Origin of the sequence: Pleionea sp. CnH1-48, from assembly GCF_024124665.1 — a bacterium.
GTDB lineage: Bacteria > Pseudomonadota > Gammaproteobacteria > Enterobacterales > Kangiellaceae > JAMXSB01.
In genome coordinates this window covers 1-21,310 of sequence record NZ_JAMXSB010000022.1, presented here as the reverse complement: position 1 = coordinate 21,310, position 21,310 = coordinate 1, and the positions used below count along the sequence as shown (strand labels likewise).

Sequence of the window (21,310 nt, the reverse complement as noted above, 5' to 3'; positions counted from 1 at the left end):
ATCAGCTTAACTGCTTCGACCTTAAACTCTCGCGTAAAGCTTCTTCTTTGCTTCTTTCTCATTATCTACACCTCTTTGAATAGTTTAACCTATCAAATAAGGTGTCCGTCAAATCGGGGTAAGATCAATTGTTACATTAGTTTCTAAAGCTTTAGAAGGTAGTGTCACACTTTTAGTTACAGTCTCCTCATCGCTTAGACTTTAATCAGCATCTTCTTTCAGTCCTTGAAAAGTGAAGCCTTAAGCCGTCTCATAGATGTGCCAGAAATGTATCTTCATTGTTAAACACCTATGATTAAATATTTAATTGTTCATCCTTTGAACATTGTAATTGGCGTATTAGCTATAGCTCCCTCGTAGCCAAGCTAGAGATTATCTTAAAGATAGTCTTTAAGGTCAACTATGGTGTTGATATTTAGGCTAGGCCCATTAGCCACTGTTATCAGTTTTCAAATACAGCCTCCAGTAGTTCCCAGTAGTGTATATGTTCTTTCTGTAAAAAGAGTAAGTCGACATTTACATCTCTCGAGCCTCAGTTAGTATCCACTTGTTTTTTGAATCAGATATTAACTAATAACCTCTAGCTTTGATTATCGAACCACGATGGTTCAGAGCTATCAAAAGAAATCATGTAAGGTTTCTCACCCGTTGGAGCATTAATAACATCACAGAAATATGCTAAAGCATCAAAGTAGTGAGAGGCAGAAGAAACTTGAAACTGTGAATTAAGGGTCGTCAGTCGTTGATAAATTTTGTGCAGAAGGTCACTAACAAACATACAAGTACCATTATCTGTGCAATATGTTCCCAATGCACCTTTTAACTTCGGATCACTTTTATTGTCGTAAGGTGGCAGGTACTCATTCACTCTTATACTTAATATTGTTGGAGTGACAATCACTCTTGGATAAGACAACCTGACTGGTTTCAATTCTTTTATTTTTTTCAATAAAGTTTCAGCGAATGATGAAGAGCTTTTATACCCAGACAAAGCATATATGTAAAATCCTGGTCCTAGCATATCTCTTACTGTTAAGGAATTTGTTCGCTTTACATCACATATATTAACACCACCTAAATTCTCCAAAAATATCTTTCTTTGCTCAAGTGCGGAAAATGACATAGATTTTCTTAAAGAATCTTCCAGAGTATTACTATTCAACTCTGACTTTACTTCAATGGCAGCTATAACACCGTCAACTGGCACATATGCCAAGTTCTCAATCCTAAATACTGGAAAAGTTTTATCGTAAATTATCAAATCAATTTCCTGAGATACTTTTCCAGAGCAGTCAATAGCCTTCCCTGTAGTTATTCCAGTATTTTGTGGTAAAAACTCACGAAAGAATTGCTTTAGACTTTCCTCTCTTGAATCACCTTTCATTTTTGGATGATCCATTTGTGCAGCCCTCTTTGCTTGGGAGTGCAAAGTATCTGCTAAGTTCTTGATATATTCATGGATAAAATTTTGGCTCGACTCCATAATTACTCCTTCATTAGACATTCAATAGAAATTTTTTCAATAGCTTTCTTCTCGCCAGGGTTATAAACTAGCTTATACTTCCTAACGACCTCATCAAACTTCTTCACATACTCACAGTGATAAGCTTTTCTCGGTGGTAACCAAGCATCAGGTCCAGCGGCTCCTTTCTCACTGTTTAACTTATCCCAGACAACCAATAGGTTCTCATGGTCATTCGCAAAAGCTCTGCGCTGCTTTCTCGTCCAGGCATATCCACCGTGATTATGTGCCCACATAAGAGGGACCAGATGATCAATATCTACATCACTAGCTTTGGTGAATGTCTTACCACTGAAAGGATCAAGCCACTTTCCATGTGAGACAGTACAACCTCTATTTCTCTTGAACTTAACTTTGATTAGTGACTCTTTGATTAACATTTCCTGCCTTTCGTTCTGGCAATCATCATCCTTATCAATCCAGTGGGGGTAGTCTTTACGATTGTACTTAAGTCTGGCTTGGGGTAGTGCCTTTGGTTGCTCCTTACGGTTCTTTCTTGGGAGAGGTGTGTAAGAAGTCTCGTCACTATGGCAGTGATAGCCGCCGTTCTTTCTGTCGTTATGGCATCCGTCGCTATTGGTTCTGCCGCTATGAGCCTGAGATATTCCACTGAGTAGTATTAAAGCTACTCCTAGAGATAGTCTTAGCATCTATGAGTCCATGTTCTTTATTTTTATGCCCCAAACTTATCACAGCAATAGCAAATATAGAAGAAAGCTGATTAAAAAAGGAGCCTTAATATCGTGAACCAAGAACGCATCACTTAGCGCTCCGTTATACAGTTGTCATAGTGATGATATTTATACACGTTTTTTTCGTCCAAATTAGTCATGTGACTAAAGTTTCTTAGTGAGAATTCTATAAAAATATCTACTTAGTCAAAAAAAGCTCATTTTATGAGAAATAAAAGTCCATATTTCACCATTATGTGCATTTTTAGGCTGTTTTTAACTGTTTTTAGATTATTAGTAGTCAAAAAATGATCATGTTAACTAACATAGAACAGGCACTTTTCAGTTGAACTTTCAGTCTTATGTTGGGAAAACCTAAATATGTTGGCTGAAAGATTGACTTTGAATAATCGGTAAACTAGGTTTTGAAGAGGTGCAGATACCCAAGCAATCAGAACTTTGAGCGGTGCTTTTTGCTATGGGCATCTGTGTAACTATTGAAATAGCCACGGAGTAATCTTAGCTATGAATTCAGATATTATCAAAAATTATAAAGTTACTATTGATTCAATTCAGCTACATCATCAAAAAGTTGAAATAAAAAGTCCAGGGAGCAACCAAAAGAGTACTGAAACCAAAACTACTCTAAGAGGTGTTTCTTTGCAGCCTTTAGTTCAACCAATATTTTAGCCTAAAGTCCAGCCTTCGAAAGAAGGCTTACCACCTATATTTTATAAGCAACTCAAATTGCCCTTCTATTGATAAATGACATTACTTTTTGACATCACTCTCATCCAAAACTTCTATGAGAAAGTGCTCGCAAGCCTCAGACTCAGAGTCATACTCACCTAATACAACAAAACTGAATTTACAATTATATGCAACAATGTACTTCCCATGTTCTTCATATATACAAACAACACTTTCTTTAGGCGTCAGGCCAATAGAAAAGGAGCTTTCAGAAACATTCTTCTCGATAAGTATTTTTTTCAATTCAGCTATATTCATAGAATGTAAACGCATCCTTTACCAGAACCAATTTCGGAAGGTTCAGAAGTCAATATATAATCAGAATAAAACAGCTTTTGAACGGGTGTTAACCCTCCACTTTCAGCTTGTTCTTTGTAGAAATACAAATTTAAAATGTACAGCGCAGCGATACTGTTTAGAACATTTTTCAGATTTGCTTTCTCATAGTTTTTAGCTTCATGCCTATGATGCTTAACTTTATTATTCGCAGTCCACCACTTTGGAGGACAGCCTTCTTTCCAACTAGACAAAGGACTCAGACTCATTCCCCACTTAGGAAGACTCACCGGAAATTGCAATACATTAGGTATGCTTTGGCTAACTATTGGATAGTATTTATTAATATTATCAGCCTTAGCTCCTGAATCAAACCTAGCACATAGGCTTTTAAGTAATACATCAACCTCAGCAGAAGAGGCCATTAGCATTCTAGCCAGTTCTAAGGAGTAAACATTTCGATTACGTTTACTAATTTCAATATATCTGGCAACCTTTTCTAGGTCATCTTCCATGGCAAGAAAGTAGTTCCAATGCAGCAATGAATTTTTTTGAAATAATCCCATTACAAACTCCAGCTTATAGATTTAGAATTTAGCAGAGTATCACATCAGAGAAAGTTATCTATTCTAAGTCTTGATAATTTTCAGGCGCTTATTCTATCGCAGTTGTCGGTTCATCGGGGTCTGGTCGTGCGGTTCCTTCTAGTTCCTTGAGGGCTGTTGGTTTCTTTGGGCGTCCTGCCATAGTTCTATATATTTCTCCGGTATATGTATATCAATAGTTGTCTTAACAACTCCTTTGCTACTAATCCATAGCTTCTTAGGGCTTAACTTCCAAACATGAAAAACATTGTTAATTGGTATGTGATTTATAACTTCATTAGGTAGCAGGCCCAAGCAGATAACTTGCTCAAACCTTATTGGTTTGTTTGCTTTTAGTAATCCATATACAGGATATTGCCCTGAAAGCTGGCTACCCTCACCGTAATGTTGAGGGCCACAAAATAAGTTGACAACTTTCACACCCTTTAAGGACTCTAAAGGTATGTCACTGTCCAGTGTTCGACTATCAAGTATCAGGTCTTGGAAAAGTGGTAAGTAATTGTCAGCCACATTGACTTTAAAATTCAGCTCATACGACATAGATTTTCTTAAGCAAAATTAATTTAAGTAAAGTCTAATATAATGTGCTATTCAAGTCGTACCAATAGTAATCTCGTTCACTTAATATTACTATAATAGTACTTATTGCTATTGCTTTGGGTTCTTAAGGCGTCCTGCCATTGTTTAAAGTATTCCTCTTTTATGTAGATATCTAAAGTAGACTTAATTATTCCTCTATCATTCACCCAAAGGTTTTTTAATATTAATTTCCACAGGTGATACAGTTGCTCAGTAGGTAATGTTTTGGTTAACTCAAAAGGTAGCGCACCAATGCAAATGAACTGCTCAAATTTGAAAGGGGGACTTGCTTTTAACAACCCATAAACTGGGAAATAGCTCACTTCCTCATTGCTTACTGAGTTAGGTAAAGGAGCACAGTACAAATTAGCTATCTTTGTGTGCTTTAGAACGTCTAAAGGAATGCATTTATTCCAAATTCGACCGTCTAACTCAATATTGTGAGCAAATAGGCAATAATCACTAGTTGATGGCTGCTTATAACTTAATGTTTGTGACATGAGAAAGGTTGCACAAAATAAAACTAATTTAAGTTCATGTAATATTGTCTGTCAAACAACTGCCTTATCTCATGTTGTTAACAATCTTGTTTCTTTTAAGTTGTCAAATTTTTGACTAAAAAAGTCTTAGCCATTTTGACGGTGTGTAAATAACACTAGGCGGCGGTCTGAGCGCCTTTTTGCGCTAGCTACTTGATACCCCTTACCCCCTGAGAAAGTCGCTCAGAGGGGCTTAGAGACGCCTTAGAGATCACTTAATGAATTGCTAAAGACTTTCTTAACTTCTTTGCTTTAACATCACCATTTTGAATCCCTTTCTCAGTTAACTTTGCGAGACCTCTCGCCGTGATTCTTACTTGATTACGAACGGTATAACCGTAAGCATGACACTGAGCAAATGAGGTATGAACTAATAAGCCCTCGTTAATCTTATCCTGATAAGCAAACTTCTCTTTGGTCTTAGGGTTCTGATAGATCCAGTTGTGTTCATACATCCAGTCTCTTAAATCTTTATTAGGTCTAATCCCTAACTTCTTAGCGGCCTCTGTAATGGATAACGTATTCTCACACTCAAGCAACTGATCATAAGCTTCAACCTTTGGTTGGTCTTCCTCAACCTTAAGCTCTAACACCTCGCATCTTTGAGCAGCCTCATAGCCAAGCTTTAGTAACTCGGTGACATTCAATGTTGGTGTTTGCTCTACTGGTGTGAGCTTCCCATTCTTATAATCTAAGAACGTTTGATTAACTTGAAGTTGGAAACGTGGACTAATCCAACCAGCATACGACACTGCTAATAGTTCATGTGCGAATGTTCCTTGTACCAAACCACCTCTAGAGGTAACTATAGGCGATACCGGATTTCCGGTAACGGTCAGTTCTTGCACTACTTCTTGAGTGTTTTTGTTTGTTAGCCAATAGTTAGGTGCTTTATGTTTTGCGCCTCCACTTGCTCTATGCAACGCATTAAGATTATATCGGCCTTCCTTGTCCGTGGTGATTTCCACACCTGCAATCATTGGATATTGCTTTTGTTCCATATACATAATTTTCCTTGTTTGATTATCTTAGTGATTGAGCTTTAACTTTCTATAAGGGCTTACATGAGCCTCAACAGCACAGGTTAACTCTTTAAGCTTTTCCTTAAGCTCTTTATTTTCGTAAAACAAATCATCAGCCAATCTAGCTAATCCATCTTTACCTAATGTATCAAGTCTATTGAGGTGCTTTTCTTCCTCTACAGATGCACGCACATCATTCTCAATCCACTGTTTAACCTTATTTGCACTTTGTAAGGGTGCTTTAGCGATTAACTTATAAACATCACTCTCTGAGAGATACGCTTGTAAACTCTCCTTACCGTTCTCAGTTACCTTTACAATTTCATATTTATCGTAGTTATCAAGAATCACTCTTTCTAAATTCGTAAAGTTCAAACTTAATAAAACTGGATAAGCCTCCAACAAGAGCTTTCCTCTACATTCCAAAACATCGACTAGTTTACTGTCCAGTCTTACATCAGTAGCAATCATGTATGTAATTTTCCTTATTCAATTTATTTGTAATTAATCAGAAAGCAGACAAAAGCCATATCTTTCCTTCTGTGGTTAGTCACATCTCAAATAGCCTCTTTGTGAAGCTCTCAGAACTACCTCATAGACAGATTAAAATAATATCTTTCCTTCTGGGGGTAGCCACTTGTGATATAGGTAATTTATTAGACAGGCTTGGAGATATCTTTAAGACATCTTAGAGACTATCTTGAAACTATCTTTAAGATATCTTTAAGACTTATCTTTTAGCTTCTTTCCTTCTGGGGTTAGCCACTTGTGTAAATCATCACTTGTTTGCCCAGGATACGCCCAAACTTTTACTTACTCGAAAAGAGCGCCCGAACATCAATACAGGGGCAATCCTTACCCTTATCTAAATCTCTATGCCCTAGAATCTCCTGAATCGGAAAGCGTAGCCTTAAGTCACCATAGAGCTTCTTCAAGGTCTCATACTGTGCGAGCGTGTAATTGGCGTCTGGCTTGCCGTTCTCATCAAGCCCACCTATGAGACACACGCCAATAGTTTGAGCATTATAGCCCCGAACGTGAGCACCTTGGTATTGAAGTGAGCGTCCGGTCTCTAAGGAACCGTCACGATTGATCACAAAATGATAACCAATGTCAGACCACCCTCGATCCTCTGTGTGCCATCTTTTGATAACTTGTGCGTTTACCTTCATGCTCGGCTTTGTGGCGCTGCAATGGACCACAAGGCCGTATACGTTTAATTTATTTAGTTTTCTCATCTTTTCATTTTCCTTAATGAATGTTTTAGATTTGTTAATTAATTTGAAGAGGGGCTTAGGACAGCCCCGAGAATAGACTTAGATAAAATTACATTGGGGAGTTAGAGCAAACTTGATGGGATTCAAGTTTTACGCTGCCACTCTAAAGACAGCTTGAGGCTTTTTTCTTATATTCTCCTTTTGTAAGCTCCAGTAAATCTCTTGATAATGGTTGTGCTTAAAGCGGCCTCCGAAATCTTTGTTTCGGATTGCATCAACCATTAATATTGTTGGTCTCGATGTTAGCCCTCGAAATTTTCTATAGACCTGTAAGCATATCAAACCATTTAAAAGCAACCTTTCATTGCTAGGTGGTAATATCCTTAAGTTTATCTTTGGCGTTAGTGTCTTACTTTGAATAAAAAACTGAGAAACACCGTTATCTATAAACTCCTTAAGCTTGCTTAAAGGTATCTCTTTTCTTACGTTTGTGTAACCTCCAAACACTAAATCTCTTTGAAAGTAGCTTGCAACCAAAACATAAGGGCCAAACTCACTTGGTAAGTTAGCCTTGAGATACTTTGTTAAGTTACCTTCATCAACGCTTAACTCATATTCTTTAGTTGTGCCAACACGACACCACTCACTTTCCTTAAAAAGTTTCATGACGCAATACCTTTTTATTTTAAATTAAAGTGAGCAATTCCGTTTGCTCAAGATAGAGAAAAATAATTCACTCCCAGACTGACTCAGCCTCTGCTTTTAGAAGCTCTCCTAACTCACTAGCAGGAATTGCTAAGCCTGATCTTTCCTTATCATAAAATACGCCGAAGAAAATATTTTCCTCATTCATATCTGGAACACACTTATTAATAAAGGATTCTAAAGGAATTTTTCTAGGTTTGGCGCCTAACTCTTTATGCTCTGGAAAACAACAAGCCTCAGCAAGCTCTTGATGTGGCCAAACTAAAAAGGCTTCATCACCATCAGAATCTTTAATAATAACCCAAGAAGTATCATCAACAGCTAATCCCCATACCTCCTCAAAGTCAGCACAATGGCGCACAAAGTATTCAACACGTTCATTTGCTGATAAAGCTAGGAGGTTTGCTATTTTTTTTTCATGCATTTTAATCACCAATTTAATATCTATGGTTATGTAATCTTGTTTCTACTTTATGATCTGCGTGATTCTTAAGTTTTGATCCAGCGTAGCCATTTCCTTGACTTGCAGGCCTATCATGAGGATGTGCTAATTCATAGCCTTTATCCTCTTGCTTTCGTCCAGGAGACTTTCGACCATTCCGAGGAAGACGTAATCCAGATTTATTACCATACTCAATATGTCTTTTATCATTTTTCAGCCATCCTCTATCAGCCGAGCTAACTTTAGGATCGTCCATCATTTCACGAAGTCTTTTTTGCTTTCCCTGACGTCCTCCACGATGAGCACTAGAGACTTTTTCAGATGTAACCTTATACTGGCTTTTGGTTTGTTGCTTAACTTCCTGCTTAATCCTCTTGGCTTGCTGTTCAACAAGCGCACTACGAACTGCCTTTGCTGTCCCCTTGAAAGCAAACTTACCAGCATTCTTCAAGGTAGGCATGGGAATGCCAGTGGTTTGCTCTACCGCCTCGCTAGCAAGCTCTTTCGCTAAGAAGACAACTAAGGGAACGAGTACAGGGACACGTCCGTCAGGGTCAACATACTTATACGGGTTATTGTTCGCATAAGCATAGCGATTAAACGATTGCAGATTATCCAGTCTAAAATCTACAGGGTCAATACTGTAGAATCGCCCGATTTCTGCGTCATAATATCTCGCCTGCATATAAGTAAGGCCGATATCATCATCGCTTTGATGACCTGTAAACCCTACATCATTGTTATTCTGAGCGGGTTTTATAAGCTTACGACCATAAGGTGTATATTGTTCGTGCCAGACTTCGTTGCCATTCTGGTCGAATGCCTGAACAGGCGAACCACTCAAGTCATTAAAGTAATAGGTGACTTTTTCAGCACTGACCGCTTGCGATATCACTGCAAGGAGACACACAAGCAAGTAAGTGGTTATTTGATTAACTATGTTCATTAGTGATTATCCTTATTCTTCGTTAAAGGCATAACAAGCCAGTGCATCCACCACCACCGCCGCCAAAGGTGGTTACCTGAACGCTCTTTTCAATACTGAAAGCACCACACCCGCTTGAGTTACAGGCTCTGACTTTATAGAGGTAAATGCCGTTCGCTAAGCTATTCCTTTGCACAGTCGTTGAGGCTCCACTGTAAATTCTGGTTGATGTGCCACCTACCTTCTGCTCATAAAGCTCGTAACTTGTCGCACCGCTCACCGCATTCCAACGCACTGCGAAAGTCCCATCACTGTCAGAGGTGGGGGCAAATAATCCTGTGGGTGCTTGAGGTGGAAAGAGAACGACTAAATTATTCGATACCTTAACATCGCTGCAACCACCTGCATTACAAGCCTCAACTTGATAGGTATAAGAACCTTCACCACGACCACTGAGTGACTGTGATAAAGCACTGCCAGAATAAACCAGGGTCCATGAGCCGCCATTCTTACGCTCTTTTAAAACGTAGTAATCAGTCCCTGTTGATTGTCCCCAAGTGACTGCAAAGGCTCCATCCGCATCCGTTGAGGGAACCGTAAGACTGGGCACTTGTGCAGGAGCTATCACATTGGATGGCTCACCCTCAACTTTAGCTATAAGGCGCTTATTTAAGTAAATGTAATCCGTTTTCTCGTTCTTACCAGAATCAAACTTATGCAAGAGTAATCCGGTATTCGAATACACATTATAAATAGGCGCACCATCACGGTAGGTAATTGCTCGTTTATGATTTCCATCGTATACATAAGCTGTTGATACTTGTCCGGTGACATCAGTCAACTCGTTGGCATCATCATAGTGATAGGTATTAATCCCGTTGCTCTTAACATTACCTTGTAGGTCATAGCTAAAGGTTGCATTACGAGCACCCGAAATACTTTGCAATTGGTTCTTAGGATTGTAATGGTAGGTGAGCTGGTGGCTTCCGATGTTCTTTGTTTTTATATTTCCCACATCATCATAAGAAATAAAACCTTGTCCCCATGTTCCGTTAGCCTGAGTTAAACGACCTAAACCGTCGTACTTCATACTCAGGTTATAGTGAGGTCTCAGCTGATTATAAATACCCGTTAGATTTCGGTTGTCATCAAAAGAAAACTTCATGCCCGCTTTCATGGTAGAACCTTTATGCAGCTCCAAGGCTTTAGGTAAGTTATCGGTGTTTAACTTAAACTCATAAGAAAGACCGTTACCCATTATAAAAGACTTGGCATCACCACTTGGATGATACTTGATGTCTGTTGCATAGTTACCCAATCGCAAGGGATTTCCTAACGCATCGGGGAGCATGTAAACACGGCGGCCCGAAGGATAGACTATCGCTTCTAGCTTACCGTCAGTATTGTATTCATAAACGGTTTTGAAGCTTTGGCTACCAATGGTTAAGGTTTCACTCTTCATTTGGTTATTCGTGTTGTAGTCATAACTCCACACCGTATCACCACGAGTCACTTTTTCATGATTGCCATTGCTATCATAATCGATGTCGATATCGTCACTGTCAGGATAATCAATGAAGGTTAAACGATTGGCATTGTCATAGGTGTAAACCGTTGCACTTTTGCCTTCAACTCTTTTCGTTTTGATATTGCCTGCCAAGTCATAAGTAAAGTGTGTGATAGCTTCTGGCTGAATGGACCTCTTTAGAAGCGTTGGTCTATCTGGGTAGAACTCGTAAGACTTGGTAATACCCCCTTGAGTCAGCTTGATGATGTTTCCAAAGTTATCCCATTCGATGTCCGTAGTGATATATCGTAAACCACCCATATCCGTGGGCCTGCGTTCCATCTTACTGACCTTAACCAGCTTCGCACTATCAGGGCTTGAGCCTTCATAATTGTAAACAGTGTAATAGCCTTCACTATCAATCATAAGATGACCATAGTTCACACTGACTGGATGACCTGATAATTTGGCATTGGCCTCAGCTCCATAAAAGTACTGAACACTCTTATTGTTACTGGTATCGGTCGCCTTGGTGACACGTCCTAAGATATCATGCTCGTATTGAATGCCCTTAGTTTCTGAGCTATTGAACGAGGCAAAAGATTTGAAAGTGACTTCACCGTCTTGATCATACTCAGTACGAACATAGACCGCACTTTCTGGCTTCGATATATCCCACGTTTTATTAACCGTGACACGACCAAACGCATCAAAACTTTCTTGAATACGTTCATTTCCGCTGCTTTCTGTCTTACTTTCCCAGCCATTCCATTTGATATTGTGGTCACTGTATAAAGGCCAGTCGGTTTTAGTGTGTCGATAAAGGTCGTCGTACTTATAAGAGACTTTATTACTCTTGGCATCTTTCTGCCAGTCTACCGTTCCATCAGGATTTATCCACGAATAGAGAATTTCGCCTGTCGCTCGGGTTTCTTTTCGATGTTTTCCACGATAATAGTCTTCATACTTAATAGATTGCACATCATTGACTGAATCTTTGTACCACTTTTCATACTTTAGCTCACCGTTATCATGGTACTCATAAAGCTCTGTTTCACCATTCTTTACAGATTTTTCAAGCTGACCTTTAGCATTATAGGTATTCGTAGTCGAGGGGCCATTAACTGTGCTTGAGGTTTTTAGCAAACCCACTCGCCAGATATTAGCTTTATGTTCATAAGATAAATTGTGAGTTTTATTTTTATTAACACCATACTCATTAATTATTTTAGGCTGTCCATAATCATTGTAAGTAGGATATGTCGTTTTAAATACCTTTCCATCAATCGTTACTTTCTTTTCTGAAAGTAACTGGCGTTGTTCGATTGCTTTATTTCTGCCAACAATGTAGTTTCTGACACGCCCCAAATCAATACGATTCACTCCAATGACAGGCCCTTTTACATAATCATACTCTTCTATATAGGGTGCTAATAACGGCCCAGTATCATTTGGTTTATAAACTTCTTTTCTTAACAAAGCGCCTTCTTGCCAAGCTATTGCTTCATCTTCCTTAAACATCCCTCGATAAGTATTTACCGTTGTTTCTGACGGTGTTTTATAGGTCGTAACGATAGTAGTTCGGTTCAATGTGTGTTGGTACAACCTTGGTATTTCGTTTTGTGTCGGCGAGCGGCTGATATCCCAAACAATCGGTGTAGTAATCCCTCGACCAGATAAAGTACGTCTGGTTATAGGCGTTACTGCGCCTGTATAAGCTGTTTTGTTTCTAACACTGGGAAAACAAGGTATCAAAGGGTCTTCTATATTATCTCTAAATGCTCGACACTCCTCATACTCATATTCAACACTGATGCCGTGGGGTAATGTGGCTTTCTTGAGAAGCTTAAAGAATCCTCGCCAGTTAGTAGCTCCTGCAAAAGAACCATGATTATTACGGAAGCCAGACAGCCCGAAGTAATCCCAGCTATCGGTATTATTAATCAAAGTGTACTCATACTTTGACTTTTGTCCGATAGGTGTTTCTACTTCTTTCAAATGCGGAGCTATCAAATAACGATGACCATTGTGCTGCAAGAAGCCGGGATAATTTTCATATTGAGCATCTGTATAGCGATAGCGCCATGTTTTACCATTCGCAGTCGCACTAATTAGTCGCTTCTTGTAACTTACATTTTCATACTTGAGTGATAACGATTGTCCATCACTTGAAGTTATCGTTTTCAAGTAAGGTCTATAGATAGGTTTATAATTGGAATTACCGCCACTGCTCCATTGAGAAGGGGTATAAATCACCTCATCATAACTGTATGTTAATGAGTTATTGTGTACGTCCTTAACCTCTGTCGCATACGCTCGTATTGAACCTCGCTGACTATTCAGGTAACCAGCATAAGGCATACGCTCTATTTTATTGAATGTATAAGTAACTCCATTAGGTGAAACAGCTTCAAAAGTATTTTTTGCACCATTAGGATCGTTACTATTAACACAACGTACTATCCAGTTATCTTGTGTTATATATTTCACATCGGAAGGATAAGCACTGGAGCTTTTGAACAACAATGGCTTGGGTGCTTGGCCAGGAATAATCATATTGAAGTGAACGAAGCTATAAACAGATGTGTCCACATTATACATATCGCCCCAACGAGGATCTTCACACAAGCCTTGGCCGCGATATTCACCAACGGTTAAACCGTGTGTATGTGTTCCAATTTCAATTCTAGGTATTTCAATATCCCAATTTTCTAAGGGCAACATTGAGGTGTTAACAGACTTACCATGAGAGCGGTAAAGCTCAATATCAAGCGCCCCATTGGTCGGCATAACAATATCTCTTATCTCCCAATAGTAAGTATTATCACGGAAATTAAGAAACTCACCTTCTACACTATTATTACTTGTTACAAAAGTCCCTGATACATTAGTTAGAGCCGCCTCCTTGGCTGGCTCACTATTTGAAAAAGCGAAAGATGATAATACCACACCCAAACTCGCTATTAATTTTCTCACAGTACACCCCCAAGTTTTTCGAGGGCAAACCCAATATAAAAACACAGGCAATAAGAGGCCGTGACCGAATGAGGCCAAATTAAATCAGAAAACATTGTAAACGCATCTCCAATAATTAATTTTATTTTAAAATTTCAATTAATATTTCTCCTTGCACCTTTAGATTCCATCCCAAAATAGTGCAGGCGAATTTTATCAATAATTAGAGATACAAAACAAGGCCCTAAAGCGTCTAAAAGAGCTTTATAATTTATTAAGAAATATCTCAACTTTTATCTTGAGATTTTTACACGTAGTAGTACTAAAACTACTTTTTTAAGCGCTTCAGCAACGTGCTATCAATGATACCGCGAAGCAGCGAACGAAAGCCTAACGTATCAACAAACAAACCCGCCATTAAATACCAGTACCATTCAGGGGTTTCTTTTAATGCTTCAAATCCTTGCTTAACATAAACCTGCATATCAGGAATAAACGATAAAATAATTGGAACAGTTCCAATCACCAATAAGTATTCATCTTTCCAGCCTCGTGTTTTCAATGCGACCAAATCAAGATTGATGTCTGCGGCTTCCTGATTTTCTGCACGTCTGATTTTACTTTGAGATTCAGCCCTTAAAACTGCTAACTGTGTCTCTGTTTTTATTTTCTTTATTTCTTTTTTGTGAGTTAGCCATGAGGTCAACGGACCCACAGCCAACTTTAAAACATCAAATAACATTCCTTTATTTTCTCCTTAAGCTTCCCTAGCTGTTTTATAGTCATGACATGGATAGCAGAGCGATTGTAGGTTATCAGGTTCATCGGTCCCGCCTCGCGATTTCGGTGTGATATGGTCAACGGTTTGCGCTGCTTGTATGCGGCTGACTGCAAGGCACATCTGACACAAGTATTTATCACGCGCTAAGATTTCCTTTCTTAACTTTTGCCAGCTAGCACCATAACCACGTTGTGACGCCGTTCCGTGTTGGCTCTGCCATTTCCCCCAACTAGCAAGGCTTGCGTGTTCCTGACAATATCCATGTCTTGCAATAGTTAATTGCGTGCAGCCTCTTTTGCGACATCCTCTGGGCGCTCTCTGCGGCATCTTGAAACCTCCTTATTGTTTGTTAAGATAATTAAATACAACTTCAACTATGGTCTAAACGATGCCAACCCGTAGAACACAGACACCCAACAAAACTCACCAAGCAATGAAAAACACCTCTTATGAAAGCATTGTGGTTACTTGGTTGATGCAAGATGGCTGGCAAGTCTTCCTTCCAGTCCTTGATCATGGACATCAAACAGATATCCTTATATCTGACGGTCCAAATTATTTTAGAATTCAAGTGAAAACATTCTCTAATAAAGTAGCTAGTGACACTGTTTGCAATCAATGGGCTGGGAGTAATGTTGATGTAATTGTTTACTTTGCTCGAAGTTCTAATTGGGGTGTTCTGTGTCCTGCCTTTGATGAAGAAAGCAGACCTCTAAACTATGAAGGACATAGACAATTCACCCAAGATAAGAAATCATTTCTAAGAGAATTTCATCTACTTTAAACCTCCTTATTGACTGTTAACAGCTTTAACTATCGCGATTTCCTTTTGATTCGTTAAAGCTGTCCGGTGTATTTCTTTTAACTGACTCTCTGTTTGTGAAAGCCTTTGATTAATCGCAGCTAATCTCGCGGCGGTCTCAATAGACATTTCGCGAGTCTCATCTAACTTGACCGCAATCTGATTTAGTCGCGCGTCCACGTTTCGCGTGTAATACGTGGTGAAGCCTTGAAGGGTCGCGAAGATTACCCCTAAGATTGCAACCAATATTTGTGTTTTATTTTCTTTCATTACTTCATTGCTTGTTGTGAGAAATAGGCAATCTTATTTACATCATACTCAATACTTACGCCCGCTTTGCCTCTCCCTTGGCGGGCCTCTGAGATTCTTCTAGTTGCCTTGACTATATTCCCCAAATCAAAATCATTATTGACCATGCATCGAATAACATCATTACAAGTCACGTCTAATGACTCGCCTTTAGAATTGGTAATGGTGAAATCATAATAGCCAGAAGAACCGCCAGAGCTTTTTATAGGCGCTCTTTCGCTTTCTGTCTCTTGTACCCTTAGTGAATCAGGATAGCCGTTTATTGTCGTTTCAAAACCACTTTGATTCCACTCACCAGAACCAGCACCCTTTTTGATGCAGTCGTGGCAACTGTATGTATCACAACCTTTAAACTTACTGTAATAGAGACAGCTATCTTTTACGCTGCTTTCAGTTTTTTCGGTTTCCAAAGTATTACTTCCTTATTTTCATTATCCCAATCAGAGGCCCTTAAGATTCGCGCCAATCGTGCGTTCAATAGTGCAACCTCTTCACTTAAGTTATTAACGGCGTAGGTGCTCAAAACGATTTCCCAAGGATCACCGCATGATACCTCTCTACGCCTTAGCTCTTTCTCTCCCTTGCGTTTTCCGCGCGTCAGTGTGTGTTCGTATAGCTCTACCTTTTTCCCTTCCTTAAGCAGTCTCTGAGCCGTTCCCATGCCAAAGCTAGGCGCTCCGTGATAACCGTCCGTGATATCGCCCGCAATACATTGAGCATAGAAAAAGTTATCCGCGTCTTGCTCTGTAATGAGTCTTGGCGATACGTCTTTGTCGGGATTATAGAAAAGTCCTGGCACTGTCATGATGTCCTTATCGATAGACACAAAAATCCCTGAAGACTGCACCGAGATCACCTTTCAACAATGGCATGAGGCGCTACACAGCGGCGCTAATTGCTTTGACAAGGACTTAAAGGTTTTCTATGTGACTGATACACGAAATTCTAAAGAACGTATCGCAGATGAACGTGCATGGCGTGATTCTGAGTTGCAGAGGACCTATAAATATATGACGCTTGATTATCCTCTTGGAGATGCTGAAAGGGAGGCTGTGAGAGCTTATAGGCAGGCTTTGAGAGATTATCCGAGGCATAAGCCTATAGATGATTGGCGACGTCCTGATGCACCTTTGTGACAAACTAGAAGGGAGCAAGGTAAAGTGCTATCTTGTAACACTATAAAGATTTAATCTATTAGGAATTTTAAAGGAGGTAGAATGCAGTCGAAACAGCTACATAAGAAATACAAAAAGAGATTTAAAGACCCTGAAAAAGCATTGGAGTATGCGTTAGATGCAAGAAAATTCGAAATAGAACTTTATTGGAAAAGAGCTACTTACTTTTGGGCATTTATAGCAATCACGTTTGTAGCTTTTTTAACAGTACAAGCAAACGATAAACTTGGCATTAATAAGAAAGGTGATTTATCTGTATTTCTATCTTGTATAGGAGTATTATTTTCTTGTGCATGGTTATTAGTTAATAAGGCAAGCAAGTACTGGCAAGAGAACTGGGAAAATCAAGTTTTTGTTTTAGAGGACATATCATTAGGCCCGCTTTACAAAAGCACCTTAAAAAGACCAAAGGAAAAAGGCTTTATTGATACACTATATTGTCCTGTAGAAAAGTCTGTTTCTAAGATAAATATGGCTATAAGCTTATGTGTAGTAATTATGTGGCTGGGCTTTTTGGTATACTCTCTTAACCCTATTTGTTTTTCTTGCGAAATAAACTGGCCACGTCTAGTAGCCATTATTACTATGCTAGTGCTTTTATTATTCCTTGTTTTTTCTACCAATACACATCTTGAAGATTATCATCATGAGTTACGAGTTCAGAAGTCAATAATAACTGACCTTACGGTCTCTCAAAAGAAACACAACGGGAGCCGTTAAGCTCCTTTTTTAATTTCCTTCATCAAATATTAAACTATCAAAACTTAAGAAAGGCTCTAGCTTTTCCTCAACTTTATCAATAGCTGGCTTTAAGATTTCTTTAATACTCGCCCCATCCGAATACAAGCCATAAGTTAGAGTTTGATTTCTGGAATGTCCACAAAGCCACGCGGCGGTTCTTTCCTCTATCTTGGCATTCTCACAAGCGGTTGCAATATTGCATCTTAAACTATGGAATGACTTCCAACGGGAATTTATACCAAAAGCTTTTTTAGCCTCCAAAATATTATCGCTAAACCAACCAGAGTGTTTATTTTTAGCTTGCCTAGCTTCTTTAAATAAGAACTCTTTGGGATCACCTTCTGCAAGTTTTTTCACCTCTTCAATATATCGATTCATGACAGGAATATATCTAATTGCATTCTTGGTTTTTACAGAGCGATAAACCTTGTTTACATGAAAACATAAAACACCGTCAACATATTTTACATCGCCTTTTCTAAGTCCAGATATTTCTTCGATTCGCATTCCAGAAGTAATGCCAAGGAACAAAAAGAGCTTTGCACCGATTGATTTACATCTAGGTAAATAGTATCGAAGTATGCCTTCCCACTCTTGCAATGTTAAAACTTCATACGAGTCACTATCAAGAATCTCTAAAGCATGATCAGTAAAGGGTGATGACTTATCAACAACGAACTCTTTATCCGACGCATATACCCATGCTTTATTGAAGATAGATAACTCAGCTCGAATAGTCTTGTTTTTAAGGTCTACAACTCCTGAGAGATATTCGATGAAATCAACCACCTTTGCTCTGCCTATGTTTTGCAAAGTCGTTGCGTCTTTATCAAACTCTTCCCATCTTGCAGCAGCCTTTAAGACTTTATTAAGATAGCTATCGGACTTTTTACCTATTAGTGTCTCTCTATATTCCTTAGTAACTTCTGATAGTGTGTAACCTTCTTGAACACCTGAAAACTTAGCCTCGCCGCCCTTAGCAATTCTGATAGCGTCAGCCATAATCAAATCACCTTGGTTGTAATAATACTCGGGGTCGTGTCCATCAAGCCAAGTTTGAGCGGTGTCATGATCTCCTAAAGATTCTTTATAAGATTGCTTAAGGTCTACCACAAGAGAACGTAAGCGGTGGCCCTTTGGGTTAATCCCAGCTTGTAGCTTTAGGCTTTCCCATTCACGCAAAAAGGCATCTCTATGCGCTTTAGCTTCTCTTAAGTTATTAGTGCCTGTTGAACGTGTTAGAACTGCTTTGTTGTTTGTTAAATGACGTAATGCTGTTGGTACAGCGATTTGAACCAAAAATACGCCGCCTTCTTTTTTCTGTTTTAGATATCGTCTATCGTGCATAACTTAATGACTCCTTGTCATATATTCAAATGAGATTTTATCAAGAATGGAGAGTTTTGGAAACAGTAAACCGACTGCTAAAAGGTTAATTAACGTACAAATACCAATCACTTTAGTACCTCAGAACTTTAGACCCCTAAATAGACCTCTAAATTAGGAGCAAATTAGTAAAAAGTGAGAGAACATGCGGGTTGTAGACCATTTTTACCCGTTTAAAAATTATAAAATCAGGCCATAATTGAGAGTTCGAATCTCTCCGGGCGCGCCATTTTTCTTATTAGCGCATTTATATATCCCATTGATTTTATAGACTTTTTGAAGATTCCTTAATTTACTATTGGTCTTATCGGCCTACATGTAAGCCTACTTTTAGCCTACATGGAAACCTACAAAAGACCTACAAGCATGAGGAACTTTAAATGCAACTCTGTTTGTTTTTTAGTCTTTTAATCTATCAAATATTTATTTTAACATCTAACTCAACATCCCAATACGTGATAGTATTTTCACTTGATATATTAGAAGGAGTCTAATCAATCATGAATGATATGAAGTATTTAAGACAAAGGGTTAAAGGCGGAGTTTTTCAAGTTCAATTCAGAGTGCCGAAAAACCTAACTCACCTTTCAGAAGGTAAAACCGTAATTACCCGTTCAACAGGAACCAGCAGCTTAAGGGAAGCCAAAGCCTTTAGAGACGCTTTTCTTGTCGAATGGGAAGGCATTAAACTAAAAGCGAGTATAAATCCTAAAGGTCAACGTTTGCGCTCATTAGTTAAGCAGTTGAAAAAATCTTACGATGAAGCTCAAGGTGATTACGACACTGCTCAGCACTGGTTTGATGCTCATGATGCCGAGTACTACCATGACCAAGGCGATAAAATAATGACCGATGCTATTATGATTGCCTCTGGTGGTGAGGGTAAATTTTCCGGTGTAAGTTTGATCCCAACAATCTCAGAGTTAGCCCTGGAGTTCGCCGAAGAAATCAAGGAGCAAAAATCTACAAGTTACTACAACAAGGTTAAAAGAGCGGGTACACGCTGGCTTGAGTTTATTAAAGATGATGTCCCAATTAACGAGATTGGTCGTGCTATGGTTAAGAAGTTCATTAAGCACCTTAAACCTAAGCTCGCAGGTAAAACCGTTGCAGATACATTATCCATCTTAAACAAAGTCTGGCGTTATGCTGCCGATGAGGAGCACGTAAACACAGAGTCTCCTTTTATTGAGCATGACATTTCAACCGCTCCGGAAGATCCTTATGTGAGTCTTGAGCTAACCGAATGGAAAAATATTGTTAGAAACTGGAATGGCATGTGCAAAACCGAAGGCGCTTTGTTGTTTCCCTTCTTGGGGATTGCCTCGGGGATGCGTATTGAGGAATTAGCAGGACTCAAGAAGAGTGATATCGTTCAAGTTAAAGGTGTTTACTGTTTCGACGTTAACATCAAGCATCGAACCTTGAAGAATAAGAGCGCTACTCGCTTGATTCCTATCATTGATAGATATGTGCCTTATGTCCTTAAGATGGCCGAAGGTAACCCCGAAGACTGTCTATTTATAGAAGCTCAGAACGCACCTACCAAGCGTTCTTCGATGTTCAGTGATATGTTTACAGATGCTAAACGACAAGCTGGAATCAAAGTTCGTAGTAAGGCTTTTCATAGTTTGAGAAAGAACTTTTCAACAGCTTTAGAAGATGCAGAAGTAGACGAACGGATAGCTTCTAAAATTGCTGGTCATACTCATGCAAAATCAATGACCTTTGGCCTGTATTCTGATGGTGCAAGTGTCGCAAAGATTCTCAAGCCAGCTATGGATAAGGTTGAAAAGGAGCTTGATGAGTTCTTAGTTTTGGATGGTCTTTGAGGCTAATCTGAAAAAACTTAAGGGTAACGCTAAGTTGCCCTCTAGATAATAGAAAAAGATAAATAGCTAGTTTTGACAATAAGTAAACTATCGACAATAGTTATCTATAAACTTCAAGTACTCCTAATATTTACTGCATTAAAAATAGTACTAGCATCATCTTAAAGTGAAAAATCCCATGAGACTTACTATCTTAACAACAATCATCATTTTACTTACATCATGCTCAACACGACCAGCTCAAAATCAGGGAGCTGATATCCCTATTATAAATAATCGACAGGTAGAAAAGGAGCCTCTAGCAAAACAAGACGATAAAGCCGTAAAAGGTTATGTAAAAGTCAAAATTAACATTGATGAGAACGGTGTTCCATTTGATATTAAGATTGTCCGTTCAAACCTACCTGAAAGCTACTATGATGATGCTATCAGAATATTAAAGGAGACTGTAAATAACTCTGTGTAACTGTCTATTATTAACCTATTGAATAGGAGATGGTAGACCGATGGACAAGAAAGAAATTGAAGCCTGGGCACGTAAAGCAGCTAAAGGTATCAAGACAGAGGAA

At 38.9% G+C, this 21,310-nt stretch carries 24 protein-coding genes; 5 read left to right on the top strand and 19 right to left on the bottom strand.

Annotated elements, in window-relative coordinates; all coding sequences use genetic code 11:
- Nucleotides 1–580: 580 nt before the first annotated feature.
- The 15 genes from NH399_RS24895 to NH399_RS24825 all read right to left on the bottom strand — a co-directional run bounded on the left by NH399_RS24895 (nucleotide 581) and on the right by NH399_RS24825 (nucleotide 14,616).
- Nucleotides 581–1,483 carry a DUF6602 domain-containing protein gene (locus tag NH399_RS24895; protein ID WP_253044189.1) on the bottom strand — a complete coding sequence of 301 codons (903 nt, stop codon included), beginning with the start codon at nucleotides 1,481–1,483 and terminating at the stop codon, nucleotides 581–583.
- 2 nt (nucleotides 1,484–1,485) lie between these two features.
- Nucleotides 1,486–2,172: a YHYH domain-containing protein gene (locus NH399_RS24890; protein ID WP_253044187.1), complete on the bottom strand. Its 687-nt coding sequence runs from the start codon at nucleotides 2,170–2,172 to the stop codon at nucleotides 1,486–1,488.
- A gap of 792 nt (nucleotides 2,173–2,964) precedes the next feature.
- The gene (locus tag NH399_RS24885; RefSeq protein WP_253044185.1) at nucleotides 2,965–3,201 is read right to left on the bottom strand and encodes a hypothetical protein; all 237 of its coding nucleotides are present in this window, start codon (nucleotides 3,199–3,201) and stop codon (nucleotides 2,965–2,967) included.
- Complete coding sequence (locus tag NH399_RS24880) at nucleotides 3,198–3,785, bottom strand: hypothetical protein (protein WP_253044183.1); 588 nt, start codon at nucleotides 3,783–3,785, stop codon at nucleotides 3,198–3,200. The genes NH399_RS24885 and NH399_RS24880 overlap by 4 nt, the downstream gene beginning before the upstream one ends.
- Before the next feature lie 138 nt (nucleotides 3,786–3,923).
- Complete coding sequence (locus NH399_RS24875) at nucleotides 3,924–4,364, bottom strand: hypothetical protein (RefSeq protein WP_253044181.1); 441 nt, start codon at nucleotides 4,362–4,364, stop codon at nucleotides 3,924–3,926.
- A gap of 77 nt (nucleotides 4,365–4,441) precedes the next feature.
- Nucleotides 4,442–4,903 (bottom strand): hypothetical protein, encoded by a 462-nt coding sequence (locus tag NH399_RS24870; RefSeq protein ID WP_253044179.1) that lies wholly within the window; start codon nucleotides 4,901–4,903, stop codon nucleotides 4,442–4,444.
- A gap of 254 nt (nucleotides 4,904–5,157) precedes the next feature.
- Nucleotides 5,158–5,943, bottom strand: coding sequence for a KilA-N domain-containing protein (locus NH399_RS24865; RefSeq protein ID WP_253044177.1), 786 nt, complete (start codon nucleotides 5,941–5,943; stop codon nucleotides 5,158–5,160).
- A gap of 27 nt (nucleotides 5,944–5,970) precedes the next feature.
- A complete protein-coding gene (locus NH399_RS24860) occupies nucleotides 5,971–6,435 on the bottom strand; it encodes a BRO family protein (RefSeq protein ID WP_253044176.1) in 465 nt (154 codons plus the stop codon).
- A 338-nt stretch (nucleotides 6,436–6,773) separates the two neighbouring features.
- Nucleotides 6,774–7,202 carry an N-acetylmuramoyl-L-alanine amidase gene (locus tag NH399_RS24855; protein WP_253044175.1) on the bottom strand — a complete coding sequence of 143 codons (429 nt, stop codon included), beginning with the start codon at nucleotides 7,200–7,202 and terminating at the stop codon, nucleotides 6,774–6,776.
- Nucleotides 7,203–7,331: 129 nt separating this feature from the next.
- Complete coding sequence (locus NH399_RS24850; protein WP_253044173.1) at nucleotides 7,332–7,847, bottom strand: hypothetical protein; 516 nt, start codon at nucleotides 7,845–7,847, stop codon at nucleotides 7,332–7,334.
- A 67-nt stretch (nucleotides 7,848–7,914) separates the two neighbouring features.
- The gene (locus tag NH399_RS24845) at nucleotides 7,915–8,310 is read right to left on the bottom strand and encodes a DUF2750 domain-containing protein (RefSeq protein WP_253044171.1); all 396 of its coding nucleotides are present in this window, start codon (nucleotides 8,308–8,310) and stop codon (nucleotides 7,915–7,917) included.
- 13 nt (nucleotides 8,311–8,323) lie between these two features.
- Nucleotides 8,324–9,274, bottom strand: coding sequence for an RHS repeat-associated core domain-containing protein (locus tag NH399_RS24840; RefSeq protein ID WP_253044169.1), 951 nt, complete (start codon nucleotides 9,272–9,274; stop codon nucleotides 8,324–8,326).
- 22 nt (nucleotides 9,275–9,296) lie between these two features.
- Entirely contained in the window at nucleotides 9,297–13,736 is a 4,440-nt protein-coding gene (locus NH399_RS24835) for an RHS repeat domain-containing protein (protein ID WP_253044167.1), read from the bottom strand.
- 307 nt (nucleotides 13,737–14,043) lie between these two features.
- Nucleotides 14,044–14,457 carry a hypothetical protein gene (locus tag NH399_RS24830; RefSeq protein WP_253044166.1) on the bottom strand — a complete coding sequence of 138 codons (414 nt, stop codon included), beginning with the start codon at nucleotides 14,455–14,457 and terminating at the stop codon, nucleotides 14,044–14,046.
- 15 nt (nucleotides 14,458–14,472) lie between these two features.
- Complete coding sequence (locus tag NH399_RS24825) at nucleotides 14,473–14,616, bottom strand: HNH endonuclease (RefSeq protein ID WP_253044191.1); 144 nt, start codon at nucleotides 14,614–14,616, stop codon at nucleotides 14,473–14,475.
- A gap of 268 nt (nucleotides 14,617–14,884) precedes the next feature.
- On the opposite strand from NH399_RS24825, the gene NH399_RS24820 reads away from it, so the two are divergent.
- Nucleotides 14,885–15,280 carry a hypothetical protein gene (locus NH399_RS24820; RefSeq protein ID WP_253044164.1) on the top strand — a complete coding sequence of 132 codons (396 nt, stop codon included), beginning with the start codon at nucleotides 14,885–14,887 and terminating at the stop codon, nucleotides 15,278–15,280.
- Nucleotides 15,281–15,286: 6 nt separating this feature from the next.
- Here the strand turns inward: NH399_RS24820 and NH399_RS24815 are convergent, their stop codons facing one another.
- Genes NH399_RS24815 through NH399_RS24805 form a run of 3 tightly spaced genes read right to left on the bottom strand, consistent with a single transcriptional unit; the run spans nucleotide 15,287 to nucleotide 16,433 of the window.
- Complete coding sequence (locus NH399_RS24815) at nucleotides 15,287–15,568, bottom strand: hypothetical protein (protein WP_253044163.1); 282 nt, start codon at nucleotides 15,566–15,568, stop codon at nucleotides 15,287–15,289.
- Complete coding sequence (locus NH399_RS24810; RefSeq protein WP_253044159.1) at nucleotides 15,568–16,017, bottom strand: hypothetical protein; 450 nt, start codon at nucleotides 16,015–16,017, stop codon at nucleotides 15,568–15,570. Before NH399_RS24810 ends, NH399_RS24815 begins: the two co-directional genes overlap by 1 nt.
- Complete coding sequence (locus NH399_RS24805) at nucleotides 15,987–16,433, bottom strand: hypothetical protein (RefSeq protein WP_253044156.1); 447 nt, start codon at nucleotides 16,431–16,433, stop codon at nucleotides 15,987–15,989. Before NH399_RS24805 ends, NH399_RS24810 begins: the two co-directional genes overlap by 31 nt.
- 100 nt (nucleotides 16,434–16,533) lie before the next feature.
- Here NH399_RS24805 and NH399_RS26055 point away from each other — a divergent pair, with 100 nt between their 5' ends.
- Together NH399_RS26055 and NH399_RS24795 are read left to right on the top strand one after the other, a co-directional pair.
- The gene (locus NH399_RS26055; protein WP_253044154.1) at nucleotides 16,534–16,743 is read left to right on the top strand and encodes a phage tail assembly chaperone; all 210 of its coding nucleotides are present in this window, start codon (nucleotides 16,534–16,536) and stop codon (nucleotides 16,741–16,743) included.
- A gap of 81 nt (nucleotides 16,744–16,824) precedes the next feature.
- Nucleotides 16,825–17,502: a hypothetical protein gene (locus tag NH399_RS24795; protein WP_253044152.1), complete on the top strand. Its 678-nt coding sequence runs from the start codon at nucleotides 16,825–16,827 to the stop codon at nucleotides 17,500–17,502.
- A 9-nt stretch (nucleotides 17,503–17,511) separates the two neighbouring features.
- Here NH399_RS24795 and NH399_RS24790 read toward each other — a convergent pair whose 3' ends face one another.
- Nucleotides 17,512–18,870: a tyrosine-type recombinase/integrase gene (locus tag NH399_RS24790; protein WP_253044150.1), complete on the bottom strand. Its 1,359-nt coding sequence runs from the start codon at nucleotides 18,868–18,870 to the stop codon at nucleotides 17,512–17,514.
- A 539-nt stretch (nucleotides 18,871–19,409) separates the two neighbouring features.
- Here NH399_RS24790 and NH399_RS24785 point away from each other — a divergent pair.
- Nucleotides 19,410–20,741, top strand: coding sequence for a site-specific integrase (locus NH399_RS24785; protein WP_253044149.1), 1,332 nt, complete (start codon nucleotides 19,410–19,412; stop codon nucleotides 20,739–20,741).
- 178 nt (nucleotides 20,742–20,919) lie between these two features.
- Nucleotides 20,920–21,207, top strand: a complete 288-nt coding sequence (locus NH399_RS24780) for a hypothetical protein (protein WP_253044148.1) — start codon at nucleotides 20,920–20,922, stop codon at nucleotides 21,205–21,207.
- Nucleotides 21,208–21,310: the final 103 nt, after the last annotated feature.

Coding starts and splice junctions, on each gene's coding strand:
- NH399_RS24845 (WP_253044171.1), bottom strand. CDS start 8,310: ATGCATGAAAAAAAAATAGCAAACCTCCTAGCTTTATCAGCAAATGAA.
- NH399_RS24830 (WP_253044166.1), bottom strand. CDS start 14,457: ATGTTATTTGATGTTTTAAAGTTGGCTGTGGGTCCGTTGACCTCATGG.
- NH399_RS24820 (WP_253044164.1), top strand. CDS start 14,885: ATGCCAACCCGTAGAACACAGACACCCAACAAAACTCACCAAGCAATG.
- NH399_RS24795 (WP_253044152.1), top strand. CDS start 16,825: ATGCAGTCGAAACAGCTACATAAGAAATACAAAAAGAGATTTAAAGAC.
- NH399_RS24880 (WP_253044183.1), bottom strand. CDS start 3,785: ATGGGATTATTTCAAAAAAATTCATTGCTGCATTGGAACTACTTTCTT.
- NH399_RS24850 (WP_253044173.1), bottom strand. CDS start 7,847: ATGAAACTTTTTAAGGAAAGTGAGTGGTGTCGTGTTGGCACAACTAAA.
- NH399_RS24855 (WP_253044175.1), bottom strand. CDS start 7,202: ATGAGAAAACTAAATAAATTAAACGTATACGGCCTTGTGGTCCATTGC.
- NH399_RS24885 (WP_253044185.1), bottom strand. CDS start 3,201: ATGAATATAGCTGAATTGAAAAAAATACTTATCGAGAAGAATGTTTCT.
- NH399_RS24890 (WP_253044187.1), bottom strand. CDS start 2,172: ATGCTAAGACTATCTCTAGGAGTAGCTTTAATACTACTCAGTGGAATA.
- NH399_RS24860 (WP_253044176.1), bottom strand. CDS start 6,435: ATGATTGCTACTGATGTAAGACTGGACAGTAAACTAGTCGATGTTTTG.
- NH399_RS24815 (WP_253044163.1), bottom strand. CDS start 15,568: ATGAAAGAAAATAAAACACAAATATTGGTTGCAATCTTAGGGGTAATC.
- NH399_RS24895 (WP_253044189.1), bottom strand. CDS start 1,483: ATGGAGTCGAGCCAAAATTTTATCCATGAATATATCAAGAACTTAGCA.
- NH399_RS24790 (WP_253044150.1), bottom strand. CDS start 18,870: ATGCACGATAGACGATATCTAAAACAGAAAAAAGAAGGCGGCGTATTT.
- NH399_RS24865 (WP_253044177.1), bottom strand. CDS start 5,943: ATGGAACAAAAGCAATATCCAATGATTGCAGGTGTGGAAATCACCACG.
- NH399_RS24825 (WP_253044191.1), bottom strand. CDS start 14,616: ATGTGCCTTGCAGTCAGCCGCATACAAGCAGCGCAAACCGTTGACCAT.
- NH399_RS24840 (WP_253044169.1), bottom strand. CDS start 9,274: ATGAACATAGTTAATCAAATAACCACTTACTTGCTTGTGTGTCTCCTT.
- NH399_RS24875 (WP_253044181.1), bottom strand. CDS start 4,364: ATGTCGTATGAGCTGAATTTTAAAGTCAATGTGGCTGACAATTACTTA.
- NH399_RS24780 (WP_253044148.1), top strand. CDS start 20,920: ATGAGACTTACTATCTTAACAACAATCATCATTTTACTTACATCATGC.
- NH399_RS24785 (WP_253044149.1), top strand. CDS start 19,410: ATGAATGATATGAAGTATTTAAGACAAAGGGTTAAAGGCGGAGTTTTT.
- NH399_RS24870 (WP_253044179.1), bottom strand. CDS start 4,903: ATGTCACAAACATTAAGTTATAAGCAGCCATCAACTAGTGATTATTGC.